Below are 23,153 nucleotides of genomic sequence, written 5' to 3'. Positions count from 1 at the left end.
CGCGCCCATGCGAAACGCCTTCGGCCTGAGCATTCCGCAAACGGTGGCCGACGCCTGCGATCCGACGCGGATGGCGTTGCTGATCTACGACATGCAGGTCGGCATCGTCGGCCAGATCCCGGATGGGGACACCATCGTGAAGCGGTGTGTTCAGCTGCGAGATGCCGCTCGGGCCAACGGCTTCCGTATCTTCTACACCCGGCACGTGTCGTTGCCGATCGCCGCGTCCGGCGTCTCGCAACTGCGCACCGCCATGCAATGGCAGCGAGTGGACGACCTGGACGAACTGCACGCCAGCTTCCCGCAGGGCTCGCCGCAGTACCAGCTCACGCCGGAGCTGACCCCCAGCGCCGACGAGGTGGTGTTCGACAAGATCACCATGTCCGCCTTCGCGGCCACTCCGCTGGATATCGCGTTGCGCGACTGCGGAATCGACTCCTACGCCATCGCGGGCATCGCCATGGAGGTCGGCATCGAACCGACGGTCCGGCACAGCCTCGACCTCGGCTACCTGCCGATCACGGTCACCGACGCGTGCGGCGCGGGCCATCCGGCGGCAGCCCAAAGATCGCACGCCACTTTGGAATTCGCCGGCGGCTCGCTGATGACCGAGACCGAGGCGCTGATCGATCTGATGAACCGGGGCTGACTTTCCCTGGCGCACAGGCACCCCGCCCGGGCAGGCGCGGGGACGAGGGATGTGCCTGTGCGTCAGGAGATCACCCGTCGGTGAGTTCCCGGAACCGGTCGACGAATGCGCGAATCGCACGGCGATCCTCATCGATCTCGGGGCGGTGACCGTGCTCGACGGTCACCGTCACCACGCTGCCGGCGCGCAGCCTCAGCACGTCCGAACAGGTCGGCAGCAGCGGCGCGTTGACGCTGCGCCCATTGCTGCTGACCGTGATCCGCGAGGTGTACCCCAGCATTGCCAGCAGGAGTTCTTCGGCATTGTCGGCGCTGAGCGGGCCTGCGACGCGGAACTCTTCGACGTACATCGGCCCTCCTCGGACGTTTGCGCCTCATTCTAGGCGGCGGAATCAATGGCAGCTGCTGGTCAACCGCTCTCGGTCAGTCCGGCAGCGCTGCCAACTGACTGCGCGCTGCCGACCGCGTTGGTGGCAGAGTCGCCGCCGCTCGACCTACCCCGTGCCACCCTTCGCACGGGCAGCGTCTACCGCTGCCTTCTCGGCCGCGTTGGCGGCGATGCGTTTGCGCACCAGCGACGAAACTTCGTCGCGCGTGCTGTCTGCGTCCAGATCATCGGAGGTGTCCGGTTCTTCCGGCGCACCGGACAGAGCGCAGTTGCCCAAGTGCGCGAGTGCTCTGGCTCAGCCTTCGGCACTGCCTACAGCGGTAATCCGCCGGACTGGCAGGCGACGGATATTCGGACCCGCCTTGGATGGACGAAAGCATGGACTGCCGCTCGAATGGCCGAATGACAGTGCGGACTGCCGATCTGCGCGCTGTCGCCGGGAACTCCACGGTCGGCGCACAACCTCTCCACATTCGCCGCATAGGGTCGGGGTATGCCGAAATGGTTGGAGCGAATAGCGCTCGGGGTGGGCTGGTGTGCGCTGGTGGCGGGGGTCGCCGGTGTCGTGCTGCACTTCGGGGCTTGGCAAAGCCGGACGCTGGTGCTGGCGCAGTCGGGGGCGTCGTATCTGATGATCGGTGCGTTGGTCGGGTTGGTGATCTTTCTGATCGCACGTGGCTGGCGCAGTGCGGGTGTGGCCGGGGTGCTGGTGGGGGTGGTGCTGTGGACGCTGGTGCCCGCGTTCGTCCCGGAGAGCAGGGCGGCGAGCGGGCCCGAGGTCATGGTGATGCAGTCCAATCTGCTGTTCGGGCAGGCGGACGTCGACGCGGTGGTGCGGGCGGTGCGGGATGACCGCATCGATGTGCTCACCGTGGACGAGCTGACGAACTCGGCGGTCGACCGCCTGGCCGCCGCGCGACTGGGCGAGCAACTGCCGTACTCCTACCTCCAGCCGACCGCCGATGGTGGCGGCGGCACCGGCATTTACAGCCGATACCCGTTGCGCGACACCAAGAAATACGACGGCTTCGTGCTGAATCAGGTGTCCGCGATCATGGATCACCCTGCGCGCGGGCCGATCACGGTGTTCGCCTTCCATCCGATCCCGCCCCCGTTCAACTTCGCCGACTGGCTGGTGGAGATGCCCAGAATCCGCGAAATCCTCGACGCGCAAACGGGTCCCGTGCTCGTCGGCGCGGACTTCAACGCGACTCGCGATCACGCGGCGTATCGCGATCTGCTGCACGGCCGGTTCGAGTCGGCCGCCGATCAGGTCGGCGCCGGCCTGCTGCCGACGTTCCCGAACGACCGGTCCTGGGGGCCGATCATCGGCATCGACCACATCCTGCTGGCCGATGCCACCGCCCAAGAGGTGCGCACGCTGAGTGTTCCCGGCTCCGATCACCGCGCGTTGATCGCCAGGGTGCGGTTGAATTGATCTCGCAGGCACGGTCCGCACCGGTCACTGCGCGTAATCCTCGGCCGAGGGTGATGCGTGCGCGGCGAATCCGGCGATTACCGTGTGAACGCTCGGCGCGCGGGTAGGGCGCTGGGTGTTGGTACTCGGAGAGGCCCGTGAATGGTGAATAGACAACGGTTGCGGCTCGGTGCGGTCATCGTGCTCGTCCTGTTCAGCGCGGGGCTGGCCGGGTGTGACAAGGGCGCGCAGCCTGCGCCGAATGCCAAGCCGCCGAGCACTGAGACCGTCTGGGAGGTGGCCGGATCGATGACGGCCAACGGGCCGAACGGACCGCGCAAGGGGGTGCCGGACGCCCCGCTCACCGCGGTCAACGGGGACGGCGGCAAGTACGACAAGCTTGCGCTCAACGCGATCGCCGATCTCCAGGAGTACTGGAGCGCGACCTACCCCAAGGTCTTTCCCGGCACGTTCACGCCGGTCTCGGTCTTCGCGTCCTGGGACGCGAAGGCACCCAAGCAGCAGGCGATCGAGTTCTGCGGCGAGTCCACTTATCACGTGGTGAACGCCGCCTATTGCAGCCTCGACCACACCATCGGCTGGGATCGCGGCGTGCTGCTGCCCGCGGTGGTGGAGAAGTTCGGCGAGATGGCCGTGGTGATGGTGCTCGCGCACGAGTACGGTCACGCCATTCAGGGGCAGGCCAGGCTCGCGGGTATGCGGACGCCGACGCTGGTGCTCGAGCAGCAGGCCGACTGTCTGGCCGGCGTGTTCTTACACCATGTGGCGGAGGGGAATTCGGCCCATTTCACCTTGAACACCACCGACGGGCTCAACTCCGTGCTCGGGGCGACGGTGGCGATTCGCGATCAAGATCCGAGCGATCCGCGCAACGCGCACGGCTCGGCGTTCGAGCGGGTGACGGCGGTGCAGATCGGCTATTCCGATGGCGCGCAAGGGTGTAAGTCGATCACCACGCAGCAGATCGCGCAGCGCCGCGGCACGCTGCCCATATCGTTCGAGCCCGGTGAGGAATTCGCTCAGCTTCCGGTGAACACCGAGTCACTGAACAGCGTGGGCCAGGCCCTGACCAAGATCTTCCCGACCGGCCGGAAGCCGAGGTTCGACTACTCCGGTGTGGTGAAGAACTGCTCGAATGTCACCGCGACCGAACCGGTTTCGTATTGCCCCGGCACGAACACGATCGGCACCGATGTGCCGGAGCTGGCCAAGCGCGGCGCACCGATGAAGGGTCGCGAGGACCCGCTCTCGGCGGTGGTGAACGGCGACTACAACGCCTTCGTCATCTTCGTGTCGCGGTATGTCCTCGCGGTGCAGAACGAGCGCAAGCTCGCCCTGACCGGCGCCGAGACCGCGGGCCTGCGCACCGCGTGCCTGTCCGGCGTGGTGACGACCAAGCTGAGCGAGCCGGGCAGCGACCCGCGCCTGTCCGCGGGTGACCTGGACGAAGCCGTCTCCGAACTGCTCGCCGACGGCCTGGCCGCCAGTGACGTGAACGGCAAGGTGGTGCCGAGCGGGTACCAGCGCGTCGAGGCGTTCCGCACCGGCGTGCTCGAGGGCGAGCAGGCCTGCCTGTCCCGCTACAAGTAGGTCGCTACACCGGCAGCGACCGCAGGGAGGTGAGCGTGGTCGCCAGCGCGCGGGCGGCCTCGGCCCCCTTGGTCACGAAGTGCTCGGTGAAGTACGTGACGTGCTCGCTGTGCTCGTGGAAATGGTGCGGGGTCAGCACGACCGAGAACACCGGCACGTCGGTGTCCAGCTGCACCCGCATCAGGCCGTCGATCACCGCGGACGCGACGAAATCGTGCCGGTAGATGCCGCCGTCCACGACCAGTGCGGCCGCGACGACCGCCGCGTACTTGCCCGAGCGGGCGAGCCGCTGCGCGTGCAGCGGGATCTCGAACGCGCCGGGCACGTCGAAGACCTCGACGGTCGCCGGGTCGTAGCCGAGGTCGGCGTACTCGGCGGTGAAGCCCTCGTAGGCCTTGCCGACGATGGAGCTGTGCCAGCTGGCGCGAATGAACGCGACGGATCCGGTGGTTCCCATCCCCGGATCTTACTTGTCGGTAACGTGCGTTTCCAGCCAGTCCACCACGTCGCCGAGCACCTTGTCCTGCTCCGGTTCGTTGAAGATCTCGTGGTAGAGGCCGTCGTAGCGGATCGCGGTGAGATCCTTCGAGCCCGCACCCCGCTCGATGAGGTCGGTGCTCGACGGTGCGGCGAGGGCGTCGGCGGTGCCGTGCAGGACCAGCACCGGGACGGTGAGCCTGGACAGGCGGCCCTTGACCAGGACGGAGGTGTCGAGGATCTCGGTGGCGGTGCGGGCGGGGAGTTTGCCCCGGTACACCAGGGGGTCGTTGTCGTAGGCGCGCCGCACCTCGGGATCGCGGCTGATGTGCGTGGAATCCAGTTGCAGCACACCGAGATTCGGAGTGATCCTGGTCAGTACCGGGGCGAGCGCGCGCTGGACGGCGTTGCCCGCGGAGATGTCCAGCGGCGGGGCGGAGAGCACGATGCCGGTGACGTCGATCGGGGCGCGGGTGGCCAGGTGCAGCACGATGAGGCTGCCCATCGAGTGGCCGATCAGGAAGCGGGGGATGCCGGGGTATTCGCGGGTCGCGATGTCGAGCATGGCGGACACGTTGTCGGCGGCGCCGTCCATCGAATCGATGTTGGCCTTGTGTCCTGCGGATTTGCCGTGGCCGATGTGGTCGAGCGCGTAGACGGCGAAACCCGCGGCGGCAAGGCGCCGGCCGACGTGGACATAGCGGCCGGAGTGTTCGGCGACACCGTGCACGAGGACGATGACCGCACGCGCCGCCGACTCGGGAAGCCATGCACGCCAAGCGATCCCGCTGCCCGTGCCGTCGAATCGGCCGGTATCGGTGCGGATTTGCGCGGCGTTGACCGTCGGCGATTCGACGGTGTCCGCCTGCGGTGCGGCGTTCGGCTCCGGCTCGGTGCCGCTGGGCTGCGGGCCGCCGTTGTCGTCGGGGCTCGGCTCGGTGACCGGGTGCGGCTCAGCGCTTCCGGTGGGCTGAGCGGCGGCGGATGACTCGCCGCTGTCTGTCTCGGCAGTGGTGACCTGCGGCGCGGAGCCGCCATCTGCGCCGGGTCGCGCGGTGCTGTCGGCCGAGGGCGCGGCGCTGCTGGTTTCGGCGGCGGTGGCCTGCGGCTCGGGACTTCCGGTGGCCTCGGGCTCGGCGGTCATGCATCGGCTCCTGACGTCTGCGGCACGGTGGCGGGCGACTGCGCGAACTGGGCGATCAGCCGCCGGTTGAATTCGATGAGTCGAGTGTAGTTGAGCCGGGAGAGGCGCTCGTCGGTTCCGTGGATCGTGGCCAAATCGCGTTCGCCGAGCACGATCGGGGCGAAGTTGCAGCGGGTGGCGGCGAGGTCGTCATAGTGCCTGGAGTCGGTGGCGCCGGGCACGATGCCGGTGGTGACGAGGACGCCGGGCACGATGGCGCGGGCGATGTCCGCGACGAGTTCGAAGGCGGGACCGGGGGTGAGATTCGCCGTCGGCTCCGAGGACATGCCTTCCGCGTCGATGTGAACACCCTTGTCCCGCACTACTTTCCGGCAGTGTTCCAGCACGGATCGCACCGAATCGCCGGGCAGGATGCGGAAGTTGACGGCGGCCTCGGCGTGCTGGGGGAGCACGTTGGACTTCACGCCGCCATGGATCACGGTGGGGGCGGTGGTGGTTCGCACCAGCGCCTCGGTGTGCGGGCGCAGTGCCATCACCCGGGTGATCAGCGGTGCGGCGAAACGGGCGGCGCCGAGCAGGTGGCGGCGCGACGCGGGCATCGCCTGACGCAACCGGGACAGCATGTCGGCGGTGATGGGGGTCAGGCGGAGCGGCATCGGGGTGTCCTGGATGCGGCTCACCGCGCGAGCGATCCGGCCGACCGCGGTCTGCCTGCCCGGCATGGACGAATGGCCACCCACCGCGGTCACCGACAGGTGCACTGTCGCATAACCCTTTTCGCCGACCATGAGGTTGGCGACCGGCTGGTCGACGCCGTCGGCGACGCCCTCGGTGATCATGCCGCCCTCGTCGAGCAGCAGGTCGGCGTGCACCCCGAGCTGGCGGAGGCGCTCGGCCATGTGCATCGCGCCGGTGTCGCCGAACACCTCCTCGTCATGTCCGAAGGCGAGGAAGATGGTGCGGCGCGGGCGAATTCCCTCGGCTAGGGCGGCCTCGACCGCCTCCAGGATCGCCAGCACCCGGCTCTTGTCGTCTATTGCGCCACGGCCCCAGATGAATTCGTCGTCGACCACGCCCGCGAAGGGCGGGTGGGTCCAGCGGTGCGGGTCGTCGGCCGGGACCACGTCTTGGTGCGCGAGCAGGATCGCGGCGACCCCGTCCGGCTCGATGCCTTGCCACCGGTAGAGCCTGCTGTAGCCGAATCGCTCCAGCTCGAGCTCCGCGTGCACCCGCGGAAAGGATTGCTCGAGGTGTGCCGAGAGTTCCGCGAACGCCGGATCGTCGACCTCACCCCTGGTGTCGGTGGACACCGTGGCACAGCGTAATGCGACGGCAAGGCGCTCGGCGGTGCGGTCGTCGACGGGTTCGGTCATCGGTGCTCGGCGCGGTTCGGCAAATTCATGGACACCTCTGCATTGTCCAGCATGCCGGGGGCGACCGGTATGGTCTTCTCGTTTCGCCACTTCACGATGCCCTCGGTGACGCCGCCCGGCAGGTCCGGCGTGCGGGGCGCGGTCAGCAGCGGGAGTTCGAGGCGTGCCTCGGTGACGGTGACCGGGGCGAAGGCGGGGGTGTGCGACCACACGTCGTCGACGACGTCGGTGACGCGCACGCCGATCCGGTGTCCGGCGGCGATCGGCCAATCCTGGGCGAGCAGGCGGACTTCGGCGGTGTCGCCGGTGATCGGGGCGATGCCGCGGGTGATGACGGTGGCCTGCCGGCCGGGGGTGATGTCGTAGAGCTCGACTGCGACTGTGGCGTTGGTAGGTCCGGTTACCTTCAGCGATACCGACGGCAGGCCGGCCAGGTGCTGGTCCTGGGTCAATGGTGCGGAGACGGACCAGAATTCGCGATCCGGTCCGGGCAGCAGGCCGCGGTCGGTGTAGCCGCCGGGGCGCAGCTCGACCGGGACTCGGGCGGCATCGGCGGGCGGCCAGGCGGTTTCGGCGCGCCAGCGACCGTCGAACTGGCCCACCGTGATTCGCGGTCCCGGCACCTGGACGTCGCGGCCCGCGACGTGCCTGTCGAAGAAGGCGAGCAGTTCGGTGTCGAACTGCGGTGTGTCGCATTTGTCGTGGCAGGTGCGGTGTCCCCACTGGCCGAACCACGCCTTGTGCTCACCGGGTCCCAGACCGTTCCACAGATCGAAGACGCGGTAGGGGCGGGTGTTGTAGTCGACGAAACCCTGGCCGAGGAACAGCGGAATCGTGTTGCCGCGCAAGCGGGGAATCAGGTCGCGGTCGCGCCAGAAGGGGGAGTTGCCGTCATGGTTGGTCATGTCGGCGAGGTACTGCTGGTAGCACTGGATCGGCAATTGTGCCGCGTCGGCGCGATATTCGGGCGAATCGTCCGGGCGGCCCGGAGTCGACGCGATCAGCAGGTGCTCCAGGCCCGCGAAATCGGCTGGGCGCACACCGCTCTCGGTGATCGGCTTGCCGGAGAACTTCCACGAGACACCCTGCATGTACAGGTAGGAGTACGGGTCGACCACCGGCTCGAACGACGCGACCGCCGCCAGCCCCTTCGGCTTGGTCGCCAAGCCCATCAGGCCGGTCCAGGCCTCGTAGGAGACGCCGAACATGCCGACCTTGCCCGTGGACCACGGCTGGTTCGCGGACCATTCGACCGCGGTCGCGACATCCGATCGTTCGCCCGGTCCGCCGAAATCCGGGCAGCCGGAGGAGCCGCCGAAGCCGCGCAGGTCGACGATGACGTAGGTGTAGCCCGCCTTCAGGAACATGTCCGCTTGCAGGTTGTCGGTGGACGGGCCGCCGTTCAACCGTGGTTCGCTCAGATACGCGAGGTGTGCGCGGTACGGGCTGACCGTGAGGATCACCGGGGTGCGCACGTCGTCGGCCAGGCCCTCCGGCCGCAGGACGTCGGCGTGCAGCCGCGTGCCGTCCGGGGCATCGATGAACGCCTGCCTCCACTGGAACGGCACCCCGAGCGGCTCCGCCGCAGCGCTCACCGGAGTAAGCACGGCCAGCAACAGCAACAGCAACAGTCCGCACAGGACCCGCAGCACGACGGTTCGTTCGCTCACCATAGGACTATCGAGTGTGCCCGGACGACCGTCCAGCCCATGGAACCGGGGTGGGCTGTTGCCGAGGGTGACTGGTGTCGAGCAGGCCGGTGGGTCGAGTGCGCTCGCCGAGTTGATGTGGTCTCGCGTTCGGCGCGGACAGCGGATTGCCTGGGGGATGTCGACGTGCAGTCGGCGGCCGGCAAGGCAAGAGCCGGGCTTTGCGCCGGGCGGCCTGCCGGAGGTGTTGCCGAGCCGCCGGGCGGATGCCATCCGGTGTTCACTCCCGCCCGCGAGCATGGACGGTATGCCGGAGGCCGTCGACACGCTTGGCACCGCGTCCGTGGATGTGCTCGCGGTGGGGACGATCTCGCTCGCGCTGTTCGCCGCGCTCCTGTTCGCGGTCTCCGCCGCGTTGCAGCAGGGGGCGGCGCGAGCGGCTGCGACCGAAGCGGCGCAGGGGCGGTTCCTGGTCATCGTCGGGATCGCTCGCCGGCTGATCACCGATCGGCGCTGGTTGGCCGGGCAGGGTGCGAACGTGGCCGGGTTCGTGGTGCACGCGGTCGCGCTGCGGCTCGGGGCGATCGCGGTGGTGCAGGCGCTGCTCGTGGTGCAGTTACTGTTCGCGTTGCCGTTCGCGGCGGCTCGGCGGAAACGGGCGCTGCTCCGGCGGGATTGGGCGGGGACGGTTTTCGTGTGCGGCGGGCTGATCCTGCTCGTCGGGCAGAGCGCGCCCGGGCACGCGGAGGTGCGACCGCAGATGCTGCCCGGCGTCGGCGCGGGGGTATTCGCCGCGATCGTCACGTTGATCGCCGTGTCCCGGCTGACCCGCTCGCCACAACTGCGCTCGGCTCTGGTCGCGGTCGCGGCAGGATGCTGCTTCTCGACCACCGCGGTGCTGGTGGTGATCGCCACATCGGCCCTACCCCACCCGAGCTGGGCATTGCTCGGCATCCCGATCTCCACCGTCCTCGGCGGCCTCCTCACCCAAGAGGCCTACGCCCGAGGCTCCCTGCCCACCGCACTCACCGCCATGACCATCACCGACCCCGTCCTCAGCTACACCGCCGGTCTGACCCTCTTCGCCGTAACCATCCACCCCCACCCCGCCCTGCTTGCCCTGGCCGCCGCCTCGGTGATCACCGGAATCGCCCTACTCGCCAATTCCCCCACCCTGCACGACGAACTGGACGGCTCTCCCGCGAAACCGCCTGTACTCGAGGCTGTTCCGTAGTGCTGGTCGGCGGGCTCTCGATCAGCTTCCGGTCTGCCCCGACGTCCACGGACCGGGTGGTGCCCGGATAGCGCTGAGCACGCCGCATGCCGTACCCGTTATTCCGCATCCGAAGGTGCCGAAGGTGATGTTCTCGACCGGGATGATCAGTAGCGGCACAACTGGCCGACTCCACCAACACCGCCGCGGCCGACGAGACGCCCGGCCGCTGGCGCGAGGCGAATAGTCCATGAGGCGTTGGTTTTCGACGAAAAGACCGGCTGTCCTCGCGTCACAAGCGTTCCGAGTCAGGCGAGAATGGGCTCAGAGAGTCTCGTCGCCAGGACTTGCTCATCCAGCCCCTGTCCACGCCCTGCACCAGCAACAACCAGCCACCCCGATCGTTGCCGAACTGCCCTGCCCGACTTGACGTACGAAGTGTGCTCGTCACGCACGCTGCAACCTACGTCAAGAGGATGGTTCGTACGTCATGTGAGCTCATTGGCCGGCTTCGTGGTTGAGGCATGGTGGCGGCCTTGAGGTTTGCTGAGCGAAGTGGCTTACTTCTTGGACGGGGGGGGGGGGGAATCCCTACTTGCGTTTGGGATTTGTATCCGCATAAGGGTGCAGATCCCGAGAGGTAGTGCGGGTGTTGCGGGTGGTCTCGGGTTCGCGGTCAGGGGGACGCGATGGGGGTGTCGCCGCCGCTGTGTTCGGTCTGCCGTGGGGTCAGGCGGTGCGGGCGGGGGTGTCGTAGTCGGCGTAGAGGGCGAGCATGCCGGCGACTGTGGCGGACCAGGGGAAACGTTCGGCGGCTGCGCGGGCGGCTTGGCGGCGTTGGGGAGGGGGGACGGTGAGGAGGTCGCGGACGCCTGCGGCGAGGCCGTGGGGGGAGCCGTCGGAGACGATGCCGGAGCCGGGGGCGTCGACCAGTTCGCCGGCGGCGCCGGCGGCGGGGACTACGACGGGGGTGCCGCAGGCGAGGGATTCGAGGACGGCCAGGCCGAAAGTTTCCGCGGGGGAAGGGAAAACCGCGATGTCGGCCTCGGCTATGCGGGTGGCCATGGTGGTGCGGTCGGTGAGGTGGCCGTGGAAGGTGACCGGGAGGCCGGCGGCGAGGCGTTCGAGGCGGGGGCGTAGTGGGCCGTCGCCGATGACGGACAGTTCGCAATGTAGGCCGGATTCGACCAGGACGCGCACCGCCTCGATGGCGAGTTCGGCGCGCTTCTCCTTGGACAGTCTGCTCACCAGTACCAGTCGGACAGGTTCGTCTGCGGCCCAGGGGTTTTCGCCTGCGGACTCGATCGGGTGGAAGGTCGTCAGATCGACGCCCAGTGGAACGCGCCGCACGTTGTCCGCACCGATGCGGGCGAACTCCGCCTTCGCGAAACTCGAAGTCACCACGACCTTTTCGGCCCGCACGCAGAGACGGCGGTTGGCCAGGTCGGCGGCCGTCGTCAGGGGGAAGCCCGGTGGAACGCGCGTGCGCAGGATCGCATCGATGCGTTCATGCGAGAACAACACGAGCGGTACCCCCGCTCCCCGCGCCCACGGCGCCAACCACCGCACACTCAACTTGTCACTGCACTCCAGCACATCCGGCCGCAGCCGATCGAGCACCGTCCGCGTCCGCCGCGCCGTCAGCACGTGGTACCCGCCCGCCCCGAACTTAGGGCTGTGCACCGTAATTCGCCGCCCGGACCCGGTCAGCTCATCCCCATCCGCGGGCCCGGGAACCACCAGCACCCGACTGTGTCCCGCCGCCAAATACCCCCGCCCGACCTCGTCCAGGCAGGTCCGCAGTCCACCGGACGCCGGTGTGTAGAAGTTCGCGATCTGCACGATGCGCACTAGCGGACCACCAATCCGGCCGGGTCGGGGCAGGCAATTGTCTGAGCTGGGAGATCCCGAACGATGCTGCGCCAGTTGACTGCTCGCATTCGTCGGTCGCCGTTCCGGCGGGTGCGGGTGGGTGTTCCGCTGCCCACATCGAGGTTTGGGTTGTGTCTGTTGGGTGTTGGGGCTGGTTGTGCGGTCTGGCGGGTGGGGGAGGGTGTTTTGCTGCCCACGTAGAGGTTTGGGTTGTGTCTGTTGGGTGTTGGGGCTGCTTGTGTGGTCTGGCGGGTGGGGGAGGGTGTTTTGCTAATCGCGTTGTGATCTGGGTTGTGTCCGTTGGTAGTTCGAGCCAGTTGGCAGTCCGTCGGGGATGCTGATCTCGAGCGCCGGACCGCAAGGGAGGCGACGTGTGCGCCGTCGAGCAAGCTCGCGCGATGGCAGGCGATCGGCGGCGCGGTCGTGGCGTAGCGGTTGATTGTTCGCATCACTTCACCGCTGATTCGACGAGGTCGGCGTAGGTGGTGGCCTGTGCGCCGGCTTGCAGGGCTGCTTCGATGGCGCGGAGGGTGGCTTCGCGGAGGCCGGGGTGGCGGAGGTCGTCGGGGTGCAGGGCGAGGCGGACGAGGCCGCCGCGGACCGCGTTGCGGCGGGCCAGGGTTTCCAGCATGGCGGCGCCGAAGCGTTCGGACCAGCCGCCGCCGGGGCGGTGCGAGAGGGCGAATCCGCGATGACGGCGACCGGTCCGGAGATCTTTCGCGCCGAAATGGTCGGTGGTGTGGGAGAAGCCTGCCGCGCGCAGTGCGCGTTCCGCGGCGGGCGAGGCCAGCCAGCCCGGCGGGGTGAAACCTGTTGTCGACAGCCCGGATTCGGCCATCACCTGCTGGGCGGCGCGCAACTTCTCGGTCGCCTTGCCGACGTCGAGCGCCGCGAATTCCGCGGCACCGCGCGCCACCGCCCGGCCGAGCGCGCGCCGCGGCCACCCACCCTCGGGTCCGGCCCGATGCGACCACCCGTGCACCATGATCTCGTCTCCACCGGCACGGCGTTCCCGCAGGAAACTCGCATAGTCCGGCTGCCCGGCCAGCGACGCACCCCGCCACGGCCCGGGAATCACCAGCAGTGACACCGGAATCCCGAACCCGTCGGCATCAGCACACCAACGCGCCGTCTCAGCCGCACTCGCCGGTGCGACGTCATGGACGCTCACCACCAACCGCGCACACACGCACCGCAAACTAACACCGCCCCATGACCACCAGCTGAACAGCACGATGCCACCACCCAACGGATAGGCACCGCCCCACCAGAACACCACCCCCGTCCCCGCTTCAGTTCCGGCCGGCGCCCTGCCAGCCAGGTCAGCCCCGCCCACACCCGCCAGTCAAGCGAGCGGGAGGCCGCCGGACCCTGCTCGCGATTGGGTGCTGTCATGTCCCGTCCGATGTGTGGCTATTCGCCGGACGGGACATCACCGGGGCCCTGCGTGCGATGGGGCGCCGTCATGTCCCGTTCGGTGCATGACTGTTCGTCGGGCGGGACGTCGCCGGGGCTCTGCGTGCGATTGGGTGTTGTCATGTCCCGTTTGGTGTGTGGCTGTTCGTCGGGTGGAATGTCGCCGGGGTCCTGCGTGCGATTGGGTGCTGTCATGTCCCGTCCGATGTGTGGGCCATTCGTCGGGCGGGACGCCACCGCGCCCTACTCGTGATCGCTGCCGTCATGTTCCGTGGTGCGCGGCAGGGCTGGCTGTTGGGCGGCCCAGTGCTTGTGCTGGGTGGAGCGCGGGCTCATGATTAGGCGGCGGGCGATGTTTGCGCTGGCGTGGTGCCGCCAACCTCACTGCCACAACGCGATTCGGTGGTAAGAATCGGCTCGAGCAACCCGACTCACGGCAGCGCGTTTCAACCTGAGTGCCATCGAGCGAGACAGCACGGCGAGTTCACTTGCGATTGGTCACGATTACGCCCCGTTAGGTGTGAGGCCGTTCGCCGGACGGGACGTCACCGGGGCTTCATTCGCGGTTGGTCACGATTACGCCCCGTTCGGTGTGTGGCTATTCGCCGGGCGGGACGTCACCGCGTCTTCATTTGCGATTCGCCACCGCCACGTCCCGTTCGGTGTCACTGCTCATCGGGTGGGACGTCACTGCGTGCTCGCGATTCGGCGGGGTCGTGGCTCGTTCGGCGAAGTCCGGCGGGAGCATGATGTTGCGCCATTTTTCGTGGGGCGGTCAGGTTCCGTCGGGGCTGGTCAGGGTTGGAGCAGGCCGATCTGGTTGCCGTCGGGGTCGGTTATGGTGGCGATCAGTTTGCCGTTGCCTACGTCGGTGGGGGGTTGGGTGATGGTGGCGCCCGCGGCTACGAGGGTGGTGAGGTGGGTGTGGAGGTCGGTGACGTGCCAGTAGCCGATGGGGGCGGTCATGCCTTTCCCGGTGTGGCCGTTGGGGTCCAGGGCGATGTCTTGGCCGGCGATCCGGTAGCCGACGTAGTGCGGGGTGTCGATGGTGGGTTCGGCGTGAAGGAGGGCGTTGAACAGGGTTTTCGCCTTGACGAGGTCGGTGACGGGGTAGACGATGGTGTGCAGTCCAGCGGTCATGATGTGCTCCTTGTCGGCTCGATCCGGTGTGGCCCGGTTCGTTTGCTTGACCGGAGCTATCGAAGGAATGTGACAGATGGACGCGAATTTTCTGGCCGCGCGGTTCGAGGAGCAGCGGGCGCACCTGCACGGGGTGGCGTATCGGATCCTCGGTACCGGCGCGGAAGCCGACGACGCGGTTCAGGAGGCCTGGCTGCGCCTGAGCCGTTCGGATGCCGACGAGATCGATAATCTCGGCGGCTGGCTCACCACGGTGGTGGCGCGGGTGTGTTTGAACATGCTGCAGTCGCGCAAAACCCGCCGTGAGGAGCCGCTGGACGACCACGAACCGGCCGAACTCGTCACCGGCCCGGAACACGAAGCGGTGCTGGGCGATTCGATCGGCCTGGCGCTGCTGGTGGTGCTCGACACGCTCACCCCGGCCGAGCGGCTCGCGTTCGTGCTGCACGACATGTTCGCGGTGCCGTTCGACGAGATCGCCCCGATCGTCGGCAAAACGTCCGCCGCCGCACGGCAATTGGCGAGCCGGGCCCGCCGCCGGGTACAGGGCGCGCGAGCCGGCGCCGACCGAGATCGGCAGCGCGAAGTCGTCGAGGCGTTCCTCGCCGCCTCCCGCGGCGGCGACTTCGGCGCGCTGCTGACCCTGCTCGACCCGGAGGTGGTGCTCCGCGTGGATGCCGCCGCCATCGCCACCGGCGCGATCGGCGCCCTCGGCGCGGACGCGGTCGCCCAGACCTTCTCCGGTCGCGCGCAAGCCGCGCGGCTCGCGTTCATCGACGGTCGCGCGGGCGCGGTCTGGTCGGTGGGCGGCACACCCCGGGTGGTCTTCGAGTTCACCGTGTCCAACGGCCGGATCGTCGCCATCGACCTCCTCGCCGACACCGACACCCTCGATCAGCTGGAACTGGAGATCCGAAGTCGGCAGAACTGACGACACCTCGTCACATTTCTGCCGACCAGCCGGTCAAGGGAGGTGACGGCGCACGGGATCGCGCCCTGGGATCAGCTAGGAGCAGGAAAGATGGGCAACGCACGATCGATCGGATATTGGGCCACTACCGGGGCGGTGGTTTTCGTGCTGGCGACCGGGGGTGTCGCCGATTTGATCCAGCGCGGGGGTACCGCGGACGGCATGGTGGAGCTGGGGTACCCGACGTATGTCATGGGCATTCTAGGGTTTTGGAAGGTGCTGGGCGCCACGGCGATTGCCGTTCCGCGGTTTCCGCTGGTGAAGGAATGGGCGTATGCGGGAGCGTTTTTCGATCTGACGGGTGGGCTGGTTTCGCACGTCGCGCATGGATCAGGGGTGAATCACCTGTTCTATACCGGGTTTTTCGCGTTGTGCGTGGTGGTTTCATGGGCGCTGCGCCCGGCCGGCCGCAAGCTCGCGGTGCCGGTGTTCCGCGATTACGGCCGCGCACCGGAGTTCGAGAAATCGCCGAACCCGAGGGCGTCGGCGACGGTGTGAAAAGCCGGAGAATGGCCCGCGTTCCAGCGAACGACGGGCCATTCGTTTTGGCTATGGACATTGCGAAGTATCAGGAGCTCCAACAGGATTCACCTGGTGTCCGAGGCGGGGCGGCGTATGATCGGGCCAGTGCGAGCGCCCGGGGGAAGAATGAACGAGCCGGTGACCGCGGACTGGGAACAGTTCGTTCGAGCACTGGCGCAATGTCTGTCCGAGCTACCTTCGCGGGCCACGTTGATCATCGCGGCACCCGGCAATCGGTACGTCCAGTTCATGCAGTACGACATCAAATTGTCCGCGGAACTGGCCGGTGATCATTATCTGACCGAGCCCATTCCCGATGCCGCAGCGCAGGAGTTGCGCGATCTCGGCTGGAATGAGCCGATGCTGCGCCGCGAGGTGGACAACTGGACCAGGACGATGTTCTGGCCGATCTCCCCGCGCAGCCTGATCGAGTTCGCCCGCTCGGTCGCGATCGGATTCCGGGACGCGCTCGGTGTCGCCACGCCGGTGGAATTGCGGGCAATGGGCTGGACCGAGGCGTCCGGTGATTTGGATCTCACCGTGCTCGGATCGATGGCCAGGCGCGGTTGGAATTGACGCCGCCGCGACGGCGATAACCGCCGCCGAGGTAGGCGTGGCGAAACTCGCACGACATGGGCACTATCCTGAGTGGCATGGCAGCAGGTAAGCCCACCAAGGAAGCGAAGGCCGCGGCGAAAGCGGCCCGCAAGCAGCAGTCGAAAGAGCGCAGGCAGCAGCTCTGGCAGGCGTTCCAGATGCAGCGCAAGGAAGACAAGCTGCTGCTGCCGTTGATGATCGGCGCCTTGCTCGGCATCACCGCCGTCTTCCTGGTCATCGGCCTGATCTTCGGTCTGACCTGGTTCCTCGTCCCGCTCGGCGTGGTACTCGGCGCGCTGGCCGCGTTCATCATCTTCGGCCGGCGGGTGCAGAAGAGCGTTTACGGCAAGGCCGAGGGCCAGGCCGGCGCCGCGGCCTGGGTGCTGGACAACCTGCAGGGCAAGTGGCGGGTGTCCAACGGCATCGCCGCGACCACCCAGCTCGACGCGGTGCATCGGGTGATCGGCCTGCCCGGCGTCGTGCTGGTCGCCGAAGGCTCACCGCAGCGGGTGAAATCGCTGCTCGCGCAGGAGAAGAAGCGCACCGCCCGGCTCATCGGCGACACCCCGATCTACGACGTCGTCATCGGCAACGACGAAGGCCAGGTGCCGTTGAAGGAGTTGCAGCGTTACCTGACCAAGCTGCCGCGCAACATCGACGCCAAGCGCATGGACCTGATCGAAGGGCGGCTGACCGCCCTCAGCTCGCGCACCGGCCCGGCGCTGCCCAAGGGCCCGATGCCCGCGGGCGCCAAGATGCGCGGCGTGCAGCGCACCATTCGCCGGCGCTGAGTCAGACCTTCCCGAAAGGCCCGTGTCCGTGGGACGCGGGCCTTTCGCGTGTCCATTCCAGCGTAGGTCTGACCCTGGCGTCACCGGTCGGCAGGAGGAATCGGACAGCCGCACACCTTCTGGCAAACGCACGCGTGTCAGTGCGGCAAGTCGCCGTGCTGGAGATCAGACGTTTTGCGGTTGCGGGGGAGACTTCAAGATCAGGGGGAATTGGTGCGGTTCGCTACTCGGCGGATACCTGCACCAGTTCCCGGTGATCATGCTTTGACGAGCCAGAGGATGCGGTCGTAGGCGAGGGCGTGGTAGACGACCAGGACGATGGCGGAGATGAGTGCCCACTTGGGGAGGCTTGCCGCCCAGAGTGCGGCGGCACCGCCACCGAGGACCGCGAGTTCGACGACCAACCGAACCGGTCCAGGCACCGAAACCGGCGCTTCCCCGCTGCGACTCGGATCGCCCGGCACCGCGAACGTCCCCCACACGGCCGCCGCGACCAGCGGTAACAGTACTACCAGGAGAAACTTCCACGGCGAATCGAAGGCTCGCCAGCCATAGACACCGAAGGAAGCGATAGCGACGAGCTCGAGCAGAAACCGGATCGCGAGCATGGCCGGATTGAGTGACACCGCCGGAGCGTAACCGGCTGAGTCGGGCAGTGTTCGCCGTCAGACGCTTTCCCGCGGTTCGCGCATGGGTTCGGCCAGGTGCCGTCGGGCCGGCGTGCGAGGGTGCGGCCGAAATCCGTGACACGCGGCCGCCCGGAGTCAGCGTGCGTGCTGGAGTCAGCGGGAGTGGACGAGCGCCGTTCCGGTCGCTCGGTCGTGCATCCCGCGCCCATCGGAATCGGTGAACAGCGCGGGCACGACGAACACCAGCAGCGCCTGCCGGGCGAGCGCGCGGACGAAACCGACGGTCACCGGCGCATCGATCCGGACCGTCCGCAACCGCAGGAAGTACTGCCCGGGCGTGAACCCGAACAACGTCACCGCCGCCACCCCGATCACGAACCAGATCAGCAACGTCAGACTCGACGCCGACCCGCCGCGCATGATCAGCGCCGCGATGCCGAGCGCGATCAACCAGTCCACGAACAGCGCGGCGATCCGCCGGGCCATCCCGGACAACGATCCCGCACCGGACTTCGGCAGCCCCAGCTGTTCGCCGGGGAACTCGGAGGTTGCCGGATCGCCCGCACCCTCCGAAGGGCCGGAGAGCCACGATCCCGTCATGCGTGCCATGCCTCCCACAATATGCGGCACCGACCGGCCGCCCGGCACCGCATAAGGGGAGTTCACGTCAGCGCACAGTGGTACGGATGGCAGGATTAGCATGCTGTTCGAGCCCGGGTGGGCCTAGTCACCCGGCCAGCCGTACGTGTAACACTGGCGAAACACAGACTTGACTGCCGGGAAACACCGCGTCCATACCGTCTGGACGCGACGAACCCATGCAATCGACACTCGCTGGGAACCGATCCGTAAGGAGAACAAGTGACGTTCAGCACGGCCGACGAGGTCATCAAATTCCTCGCTGACGAAGAGGTCGAATATGTCGACATCCGCTTCAGCGACCTTCCCGGCGTTCAGCAGCACTTCTCGATCCCGGCGAAGGCCTTCACGACCGACCTCGCAGAGGAAGGGCTAGCGTTCGACGGCTCCTCCGTCCGTGGCTTCCAGTCGATCGACGAGTCGGACATGCTCCTGCTGCCCGACTTCAGCACCGCGCGCCTGGACCCGTTCCGCGCCGCCAAGACGCTGAACCTCAACTTCTTCGTGCACGACCCGTTCACCCGCGAGGCCTACAGCCGCGACCCGCGCAACATCGCGCGCAAGGCCGAGGAGTACCTGCGCTCGACCGGCATCGCCGACACCGCGTACTTCGGCGCCGAGGCGGAGTTCTACATCTTCGACTCGATCAGCTACCAGTCGAAGATGAACGGCGCCTTCTACGAGATCGATTCGGTCTCGGGCTCCTGGAACACCGGTTCGCGGACGAACCCGGACGGCACCCCGAACCTCGGCTACAAGGTTCGCAACAAGGGTGGTTACTTCCCGGTCGCCCCGTACGACCACTACGTCGACCTGCGCGACAAGATCTCGACCAACCTGCAGAACGCGGGCTTCGAGCTCGAGCGCGGCCACCACGAGGTCGGCACCGCCGGTCAGGCCGAGATCAACTACAAGTTCGGCACGCTGCTCGGCGCGGCCGACGACCTGCAGCTGTTCAAGTACATCGTGAAGAACACCGCGTGGCAGGAAGGCAAGTCCGTCACGTTCATGCCGAAGCCGCTCTTCGGTGACAACGGCTCGGGCATGCACGTGCACCAGTCGCTGTGGAAGGACGGCAAGCCGCTGTTCCACGACGAGGCCGGCTACGGTGGCCTGTCGGATCTGGCCCGGCACTACATCGGCGGCATCCTGCACCACGCGCCGTCGCTGCTCGCGTTCACCAACCCGACGGTGAACTCCTACCACCGCCTGGTTCCGGGCTACGAGGCGCCGATCAACCTGGTGTACTCGCAGCGCAACCGGTCCGCGGCCGTGCGTATCCCGGTGACCGGGAACAACCCGAAGGCCAAGCGCATCGAGTTCCGCGCGCCGGACTCCTCGGGCAACCCGTACCTGGCCTTCGCCGCCATGATGATGGCCGGCCTGGACGGCATCAAGAACAAGATCGAGCCGCTGGCCCCGGTCGACAAGGACCTCTACGAGCTCCCGCCGGAGGAGGCCAAGAACATCCCGCAGGCCCCCACCAGCCTGGCCACGGTCATCGATCGCCTCGAGCAGGATCACGACTACCTGACCGAAGGCAACGTCTTCACCGACGACCTGATCGAGACCTGGATCAGCATCAAGCGCGAGCAGGAGATCGCCCCGGTCAACCTGCGCCCGCACCCCTACGAGTTCGAGCTGTACTACGACGTGTAAGTCGTTCGTACACCGAGTCGTTCGGCAACGGCCCATCCGCATCCGCGGGTGGGCCGTTGCCCGTTGCGGGGCGGTCAGTCGCGAAACTGCCACTACAGCAACTTCGTTTCGCAAGGCCTCGGGAGCGGATGCGCGGCAACTCGGCGATTGCGTAACTTCTCGACAAGACGATGACTTTCAGGCCCCGGTTGTCCGTCCTACACCGGGATAACGGACTACGCTCGTGGTTGTGACTGTGAACGCGTCAGAGGAAGGTCGATGCGAATTCTGCCGCGAGCAGTCAGGCGTGGCCCGTCGTGCTGAGATTGATGCTCACCTGGGTTCCACGAGTCGGATAACCCAGGTACATGGAATAACGGTATTTCCCTCGGTCTCCCCACTAGCACCCGGTCACCTTCTGTTAGCACCTGTTCGTCATGTCCGATCTACCAAAGAGTGCGTGCCAGCCGAAGTTCGGGCAGTATCGGCGGCCCTTGATTGGACGAGGAGCCTGCTCGCAGATCGCGACGCTATCGTCTCCTTCGAGCATGGGGTCGGCGCAACGAGCTCAGCTGGATGTGGAATCGTTCATGCACATATTCACGTACTTCCGTTGCCCTCGGAAGTGCGCGTCAGAACACTCCGCCGATTGATGGCTTCCTTGACCCTACTGGCTCGAGGTACCCGCGAAGAGGTATGCGCAGCGTTACGGCCGGGACAGTCTTACCTAATGTTCGGCGAGGTTGACGACCAGGTCGCGTTCGATGGCGAGAACGTTTCCAGTCAGCTAGTGCGGAAGATTGCATGCGAGCACCTCGGTCAATCTTGGGATTGGCGCCTTTTCGATCGTTGGGCTCAGTTTGATGAGTCCTTGCGTATCTTGAACGTTGGGATCCATAGTGTTTGATGCGCCAAGACTTCACGATCACTCGCTCAACGAGGCAGATCGCGCGGTTCTGGTGGCCTGCGCGCGCGATCGGAGGCAGAACTGTATTCACGTAAAACCGCTCGGTCGCTTCGGATACACACAGGCGCGACTCTTCGATGCTCGATTCGACTCGGATGGAATCGGCGCGCCGTACGTTATCAAAATTGACTCATCAGCAAATATCGAGCGAGAGTTCGATGCCTTGACCAGTGCGGCGAGGTATTTCCATGACGCCCTTGCGTTTTATAGCGCGCCAGAGCCGGAGAACGGAAAAGCGGCCATAATATACCGCCTCTTCGCGCGATCGGACGGAAATATCAAAGAGCTGCGGGAAGAGTATGTTCATAAGGACACGAACGATGATGACCTCTGTCGGTCGGTGGAAATGCTGTACTCGGCGTTTACTGCCGCTCACCGACCGAAGCTGTGTAGGAAAAAGTTGAAAGTAGAATATATCAGATATCTGCGAGAAAACCGGCCCGACAGAATCAAGGATTCACTGTCGCCAGACGATCGTACCATCGACTTCTTGGGCGCGGAGTATCGCAATCCAATCTTAATGCTTCAGGAGATATTGGAGCGCGAGGTGAATATCGCCTCAGGTTTTGTACACGGAGATCTCCATCCAAACAATGTTGTTCTCCAAGACGGTAGAACGCCTTCTCTGATAGATTTCGCCTGGGCGCATGACGGTGATATCTTTGCCGACTTTGTACTTATGGAATGTTCGGTCAGGTTTCTTCTGTTCCCGCATCATGTAAATTGGTCTCAGAATCGTTGGGTCGCGCAAAAATTAGCTCAAGAAGATGGCTGTCAAGAAGTTCTTGGGCGGTACGAATCGGACCGTTCTTTGATTCACGGGGAACGGTATCGGCGAATGGCGCGTGTCGTTGCGGTGATACGGTCTGCGGCAAAGAAACATGCGGGCGAATTGTATGACTTCAACAATTACCTAGCGGCGCAGTATGTGATGCTTTATGGCCTCTCTAAATTGGATGTATATCCTTTCTTTCAGGTACTTGATGCATTAGCGATTGTCGGTGAAGAGTTAGCGGGCGGAGGATGAATGTCTGAAACTATAGGTGATTGGGGGGAGAAGCGGCTTGTCGCTGAGCTCGGCAGGATTATAGGACAAGGCGCCGATGCTATAGTGGGAATCGGCGACGACGCTGCAGTGGTTGATTTCCCGCACCCGAATGCGCTGGTAGTTTCAACGGATCGGGTACCTGGTGACTTGCTGGCTTGGCGGCTGGAATTGATAAGTCCATATGAACTAGGTCGTTATCTTGTCGAAGTTAATGTCAGTGACATTATCGCGATGGGTGCAACTCCACATGCCTTCCTTCTCAATCTTGGTTTTCCTGCTGCGTACCCTGTCGAAGACTTTTTCGATCTGATACGCGGCGCAGCAGAGAGGGCTACTGAACTTGGCGCGCCAATCGTGGGTGGTGATACGAAGTCTGCGGCTTCGCCGGAGCTTGTCGGTGTAGCGATTGGTTATGTGAAGCGATCCCGAATGGTAACGCGCAGAGGAGCCATGCCGGGCGACGTACTTGCCGTGTCGGGCCCGGTTGGCGGTTTTGGTGCGGCAATTACGTATTACTACCGCCGCGATCGGGATTTAAAATTAGATGAAACAACCGAAGTGGAGCTTCGACGATGCCTCACTCGGCCGGTGGCCCGTGTAGATCTGGCCGCACTCTTATTTGACTCGTGCACGGCATGTATCGATATCACCGATGGTCTCGCCGAGTCTATCCGTGAACTTGAGCGAGCGGCATCTTGCGAGTTTGAAATTGACTTAGCGTTGATTCCGTTACATCCGGCTGTTCAGATGGTAGCCGACCTTCTTGCGATTGATCCATACGAGATCGCACTCGGTATCGGTCTGGATCTTGAACTATTATGTACCGTTCGGGCGGATTTTCCGCTTTTGCCGGGTATGACTTCGATTGGACATGCTCACGAATCTCGCGGTTTGGGGAGTCAGGTAAAATCCGGTAATGAACTATCGCCACTGACATCCCTCGGTTTTCAGCATTTCTCCGCCGACGCGGCTACTTTTATTGCGGGGAGTTCGTGAATATTCGT

General features: G+C 65.9%; 22 protein-coding genes. 12 read left to right on the top strand and 10 right to left on the bottom strand.

What is annotated here, in order from left to right:
- The first annotated feature begins 7 nt into the window (after window positions 1–7).
- On the top strand, window positions 8–649 hold the full coding sequence (locus tag ACFYO1_RS26065) for a cysteine hydrolase (protein ID WP_387236113.1): 642 nt from the start codon (window positions 8–10) through the stop codon (window positions 647–649).
- Between the two features lie 70 nt (window positions 650–719).
- On the opposite strand, the gene ACFYO1_RS26060 is transcribed toward ACFYO1_RS26065, so the two are convergent.
- Window positions 720–998: a hypothetical protein gene (locus ACFYO1_RS26060; protein WP_387236110.1), complete on the bottom strand. Its 279-nt coding sequence runs from the start codon at window positions 996–998 to the stop codon at window positions 720–722.
- Window positions 999–1,529: 531 nt separating this feature from the next.
- Between ACFYO1_RS26060 and ACFYO1_RS26055 the strand changes: the two genes are divergently transcribed.
- Window positions 1,530–2,474, top strand: coding sequence for an endonuclease/exonuclease/phosphatase family protein (locus ACFYO1_RS26055; protein WP_387236107.1), 945 nt, complete (start codon window positions 1,530–1,532; stop codon window positions 2,472–2,474).
- A 141-nt stretch (window positions 2,475–2,615) separates the two neighbouring features.
- Window positions 2,616–4,064, top strand: coding sequence for a metallopeptidase (locus ACFYO1_RS26050; protein WP_387236105.1), 1,449 nt, complete (start codon window positions 2,616–2,618; stop codon window positions 4,062–4,064).
- Between the two features lie 4 nt (window positions 4,065–4,068).
- Here the strand turns inward: ACFYO1_RS26050 and ACFYO1_RS26045 are convergent, their stop codons facing one another.
- The 4 genes from ACFYO1_RS26045 to ACFYO1_RS26030 are packed head-to-tail and all read right to left on the bottom strand — an operon-like array spanning window position 4,069 to window position 8,731.
- A complete protein-coding gene (locus ACFYO1_RS26045; protein ID WP_378721870.1) occupies window positions 4,069–4,521 on the bottom strand; it encodes a 6,7-dimethyl-8-ribityllumazine synthase in 453 nt (150 codons plus the stop codon).
- Window positions 4,522–4,530: 9 nt separating this feature from the next.
- Entirely contained in the window at window positions 4,531–5,685 is a 1,155-nt protein-coding gene (locus ACFYO1_RS26040) for an alpha/beta fold hydrolase (RefSeq protein WP_387236101.1), read from the bottom strand.
- Window positions 5,682–7,058 carry a M20/M25/M40 family metallo-hydrolase gene (locus ACFYO1_RS26035; protein ID WP_387236098.1) on the bottom strand — a complete coding sequence of 459 codons (1,377 nt, stop codon included), beginning with the start codon at window positions 7,056–7,058 and terminating at the stop codon, window positions 5,682–5,684. Before ACFYO1_RS26035 ends, ACFYO1_RS26040 begins: the two co-directional genes overlap by 4 nt.
- Window positions 7,055–8,731: a CocE/NonD family hydrolase gene (locus tag ACFYO1_RS26030; protein WP_387236095.1), complete on the bottom strand. Its 1,677-nt coding sequence runs from the start codon at window positions 8,729–8,731 to the stop codon at window positions 7,055–7,057. Before ACFYO1_RS26030 ends, ACFYO1_RS26035 begins: the two co-directional genes overlap by 4 nt.
- 283 nt (window positions 8,732–9,014) lie before the next feature.
- On the opposite strand from ACFYO1_RS26030, the gene ACFYO1_RS26025 reads away from it, so the two are divergent.
- Entirely contained in the window at window positions 9,015–9,941 is a 927-nt protein-coding gene (locus tag ACFYO1_RS26025; protein ID WP_387236092.1) for a DMT family transporter, read from the top strand.
- Between the two features lie 708 nt (window positions 9,942–10,649).
- Here the strand turns inward: ACFYO1_RS26025 and ACFYO1_RS26020 are convergent.
- The 3 genes from ACFYO1_RS26020 to ACFYO1_RS26010 all read right to left on the bottom strand — a co-directional run bounded on the left by ACFYO1_RS26020 (window position 10,650) and on the right by ACFYO1_RS26010 (window position 14,348).
- On the bottom strand, window positions 10,650–11,771 hold the full coding sequence (locus ACFYO1_RS26020; protein ID WP_387236089.1) for a glycosyltransferase: 1,122 nt from the start codon (window positions 11,769–11,771) through the stop codon (window positions 10,650–10,652).
- Between the two features lie 469 nt (window positions 11,772–12,240).
- Window positions 12,241–12,963, bottom strand: a complete 723-nt coding sequence (locus ACFYO1_RS26015) for a DUF2334 domain-containing protein (RefSeq protein ID WP_387238573.1) — start codon at window positions 12,961–12,963, stop codon at window positions 12,241–12,243.
- A gap of 1,040 nt (window positions 12,964–14,003) precedes the next feature.
- Window positions 14,004–14,348, bottom strand: coding sequence for a VOC family protein (locus ACFYO1_RS26010; protein WP_387236086.1), 345 nt, complete (start codon window positions 14,346–14,348; stop codon window positions 14,004–14,006).
- 76 nt (window positions 14,349–14,424) lie between these two features.
- On the opposite strand from ACFYO1_RS26010, the gene ACFYO1_RS26005 reads away from it, so the two are divergent.
- The 4 genes from ACFYO1_RS26005 (at window position 14,425) to ACFYO1_RS25990 (ending at window position 17,228) form a co-directional block, all read left to right on the top strand.
- The gene (locus tag ACFYO1_RS26005) at window positions 14,425–15,279 is read left to right on the top strand and encodes a sigma-70 family RNA polymerase sigma factor (RefSeq protein WP_387236083.1); all 855 of its coding nucleotides are present in this window, start codon (window positions 14,425–14,427) and stop codon (window positions 15,277–15,279) included.
- 90 nt (window positions 15,280–15,369) lie between these two features.
- The gene (locus ACFYO1_RS26000; protein WP_387236080.1) at window positions 15,370–15,816 is read left to right on the top strand and encodes a DoxX family protein; all 447 of its coding nucleotides are present in this window, start codon (window positions 15,370–15,372) and stop codon (window positions 15,814–15,816) included.
- 150 nt (window positions 15,817–15,966) lie between these two features.
- Window positions 15,967–16,416 (top strand): hypothetical protein, encoded by a 450-nt coding sequence (locus tag ACFYO1_RS25995; protein WP_387236078.1) that lies wholly within the window; start codon window positions 15,967–15,969, stop codon window positions 16,414–16,416.
- Between the two features lie 77 nt (window positions 16,417–16,493).
- Complete coding sequence (locus ACFYO1_RS25990) at window positions 16,494–17,228, top strand: DUF4191 domain-containing protein (protein WP_191094453.1); 735 nt, start codon at window positions 16,494–16,496, stop codon at window positions 17,226–17,228.
- Between the two features lie 257 nt (window positions 17,229–17,485).
- Here the strand turns inward: ACFYO1_RS25990 and ACFYO1_RS25985 are convergent, their stop codons facing one another.
- Together ACFYO1_RS25985 and ACFYO1_RS25980 are read right to left on the bottom strand one after the other, a co-directional pair.
- Window positions 17,486–17,854, bottom strand: coding sequence for a YrdB family protein (locus ACFYO1_RS25985; protein ID WP_387236075.1), 369 nt, complete (start codon window positions 17,852–17,854; stop codon window positions 17,486–17,488).
- Between the two features lie 156 nt (window positions 17,855–18,010).
- Window positions 18,011–18,466, bottom strand: coding sequence for an RDD family protein (locus tag ACFYO1_RS25980; protein ID WP_150408232.1), 456 nt, complete (start codon window positions 18,464–18,466; stop codon window positions 18,011–18,013).
- 252 nt (window positions 18,467–18,718) lie between these two features.
- On the opposite strand from ACFYO1_RS25980, the gene glnA reads away from it, so the two are divergent.
- The 4 genes from glnA (at window position 18,719) to thiL (ending at window position 23,145) form a co-directional block, all read left to right on the top strand.
- The gene (gene glnA / locus ACFYO1_RS25975) at window positions 18,719–20,155 is read left to right on the top strand and encodes a type I glutamate--ammonia ligase (protein ID WP_378726115.1); all 1,437 of its coding nucleotides are present in this window, start codon (window positions 18,719–18,721) and stop codon (window positions 20,153–20,155) included.
- Between the two features lie 223 nt (window positions 20,156–20,378).
- The gene (locus ACFYO1_RS25970; RefSeq protein ID WP_387236070.1) at window positions 20,379–21,041 is read left to right on the top strand and encodes an HIT domain-containing protein; all 663 of its coding nucleotides are present in this window, start codon (window positions 20,379–20,381) and stop codon (window positions 21,039–21,041) included.
- Window positions 21,034–22,128: a phosphotransferase gene (locus tag ACFYO1_RS25965; protein ID WP_387236066.1), complete on the top strand. Its 1,095-nt coding sequence runs from the start codon at window positions 21,034–21,036 to the stop codon at window positions 22,126–22,128. The genes ACFYO1_RS25970 and ACFYO1_RS25965 overlap by 8 nt, the downstream gene beginning before the upstream one ends.
- On the top strand, window positions 22,129–23,145 hold the full coding sequence (gene thiL / locus ACFYO1_RS25960; RefSeq protein WP_387236063.1) for a thiamine-phosphate kinase: 1,017 nt from the start codon (window positions 22,129–22,131) through the stop codon (window positions 23,143–23,145).
- The last annotated feature ends 8 nt before the right edge of the window (window positions 23,146–23,153 follow it).

The organism is Nocardia sp. NPDC006044 (assembly GCF_042871115.1).
Classification (GTDB): Bacteria; Actinomycetota; Actinomycetes; order Mycobacteriales; family Mycobacteriaceae; genus Nocardia.
Note: the sequence above shows the minus strand (reverse complement) of the source record. Positions and strands in the feature narration are given on the sequence as shown.

Excerpts from the sequence above, each read along its gene's own strand:
- ACFYO1_RS26035 (WP_387236098.1), bottom strand. The coding sequence starts at position 7,058 with ATGACCGAACCCGTCGACGACCGCACCGCCGAGCGCCTTGCCGTCGCA.
- ACFYO1_RS26010 (WP_387236086.1), bottom strand. The coding sequence starts at position 14,348 with ATGACCGCTGGACTGCACACCATCGTCTACCCCGTCACCGACCTCGTC.
- ACFYO1_RS26005 (WP_387236083.1), top strand. The coding sequence starts at position 14,425 with ATGGACGCGAATTTTCTGGCCGCGCGGTTCGAGGAGCAGCGGGCGCAC.
- ACFYO1_RS25980 (WP_150408232.1), bottom strand. The coding sequence starts at position 18,466 with ATGGCACGCATGACGGGATCGTGGCTCTCCGGCCCTTCGGAGGGTGCG.
- ACFYO1_RS26065 (WP_387236113.1), top strand. The coding sequence starts at position 8 with ATGCGAAACGCCTTCGGCCTGAGCATTCCGCAAACGGTGGCCGACGCC.
- ACFYO1_RS26055 (WP_387236107.1), top strand. The coding sequence starts at position 1,530 with ATGCCGAAATGGTTGGAGCGAATAGCGCTCGGGGTGGGCTGGTGTGCG.
- ACFYO1_RS26040 (WP_387236101.1), bottom strand. The coding sequence starts at position 5,685 with ATGACCGCCGAGCCCGAGGCCACCGGAAGTCCCGAGCCGCAGGCCACC.
- thiL (WP_387236063.1), top strand. The coding sequence starts at position 22,129 with ATGTCTGAAACTATAGGTGATTGGGGGGAGAAGCGGCTTGTCGCTGAG.
- ACFYO1_RS25990 (WP_191094453.1), top strand. The coding sequence starts at position 16,494 with ATGGCAGCAGGTAAGCCCACCAAGGAAGCGAAGGCCGCGGCGAAAGCG.
- ACFYO1_RS26045 (WP_378721870.1), bottom strand. The coding sequence starts at position 4,521 with ATGGGAACCACCGGATCCGTCGCGTTCATTCGCGCCAGCTGGCACAGC.
- ACFYO1_RS26050 (WP_387236105.1), top strand. The coding sequence starts at position 2,616 with ATGGTGAATAGACAACGGTTGCGGCTCGGTGCGGTCATCGTGCTCGTC.
- ACFYO1_RS26030 (WP_387236095.1), bottom strand. The coding sequence starts at position 8,731 with ATGGTGAGCGAACGAACCGTCGTGCTGCGGGTCCTGTGCGGACTGTTG.
- ACFYO1_RS26025 (WP_387236092.1), top strand. The coding sequence starts at position 9,015 with ATGCCGGAGGCCGTCGACACGCTTGGCACCGCGTCCGTGGATGTGCTC.
- ACFYO1_RS26060 (WP_387236110.1), bottom strand. The coding sequence starts at position 998 with ATGTACGTCGAAGAGTTCCGCGTCGCAGGCCCGCTCAGCGCCGACAAT.
- ACFYO1_RS25995 (WP_387236078.1), top strand. The coding sequence starts at position 15,967 with ATGAACGAGCCGGTGACCGCGGACTGGGAACAGTTCGTTCGAGCACTG.
- ACFYO1_RS26000 (WP_387236080.1), top strand. The coding sequence starts at position 15,370 with ATGGGCAACGCACGATCGATCGGATATTGGGCCACTACCGGGGCGGTG.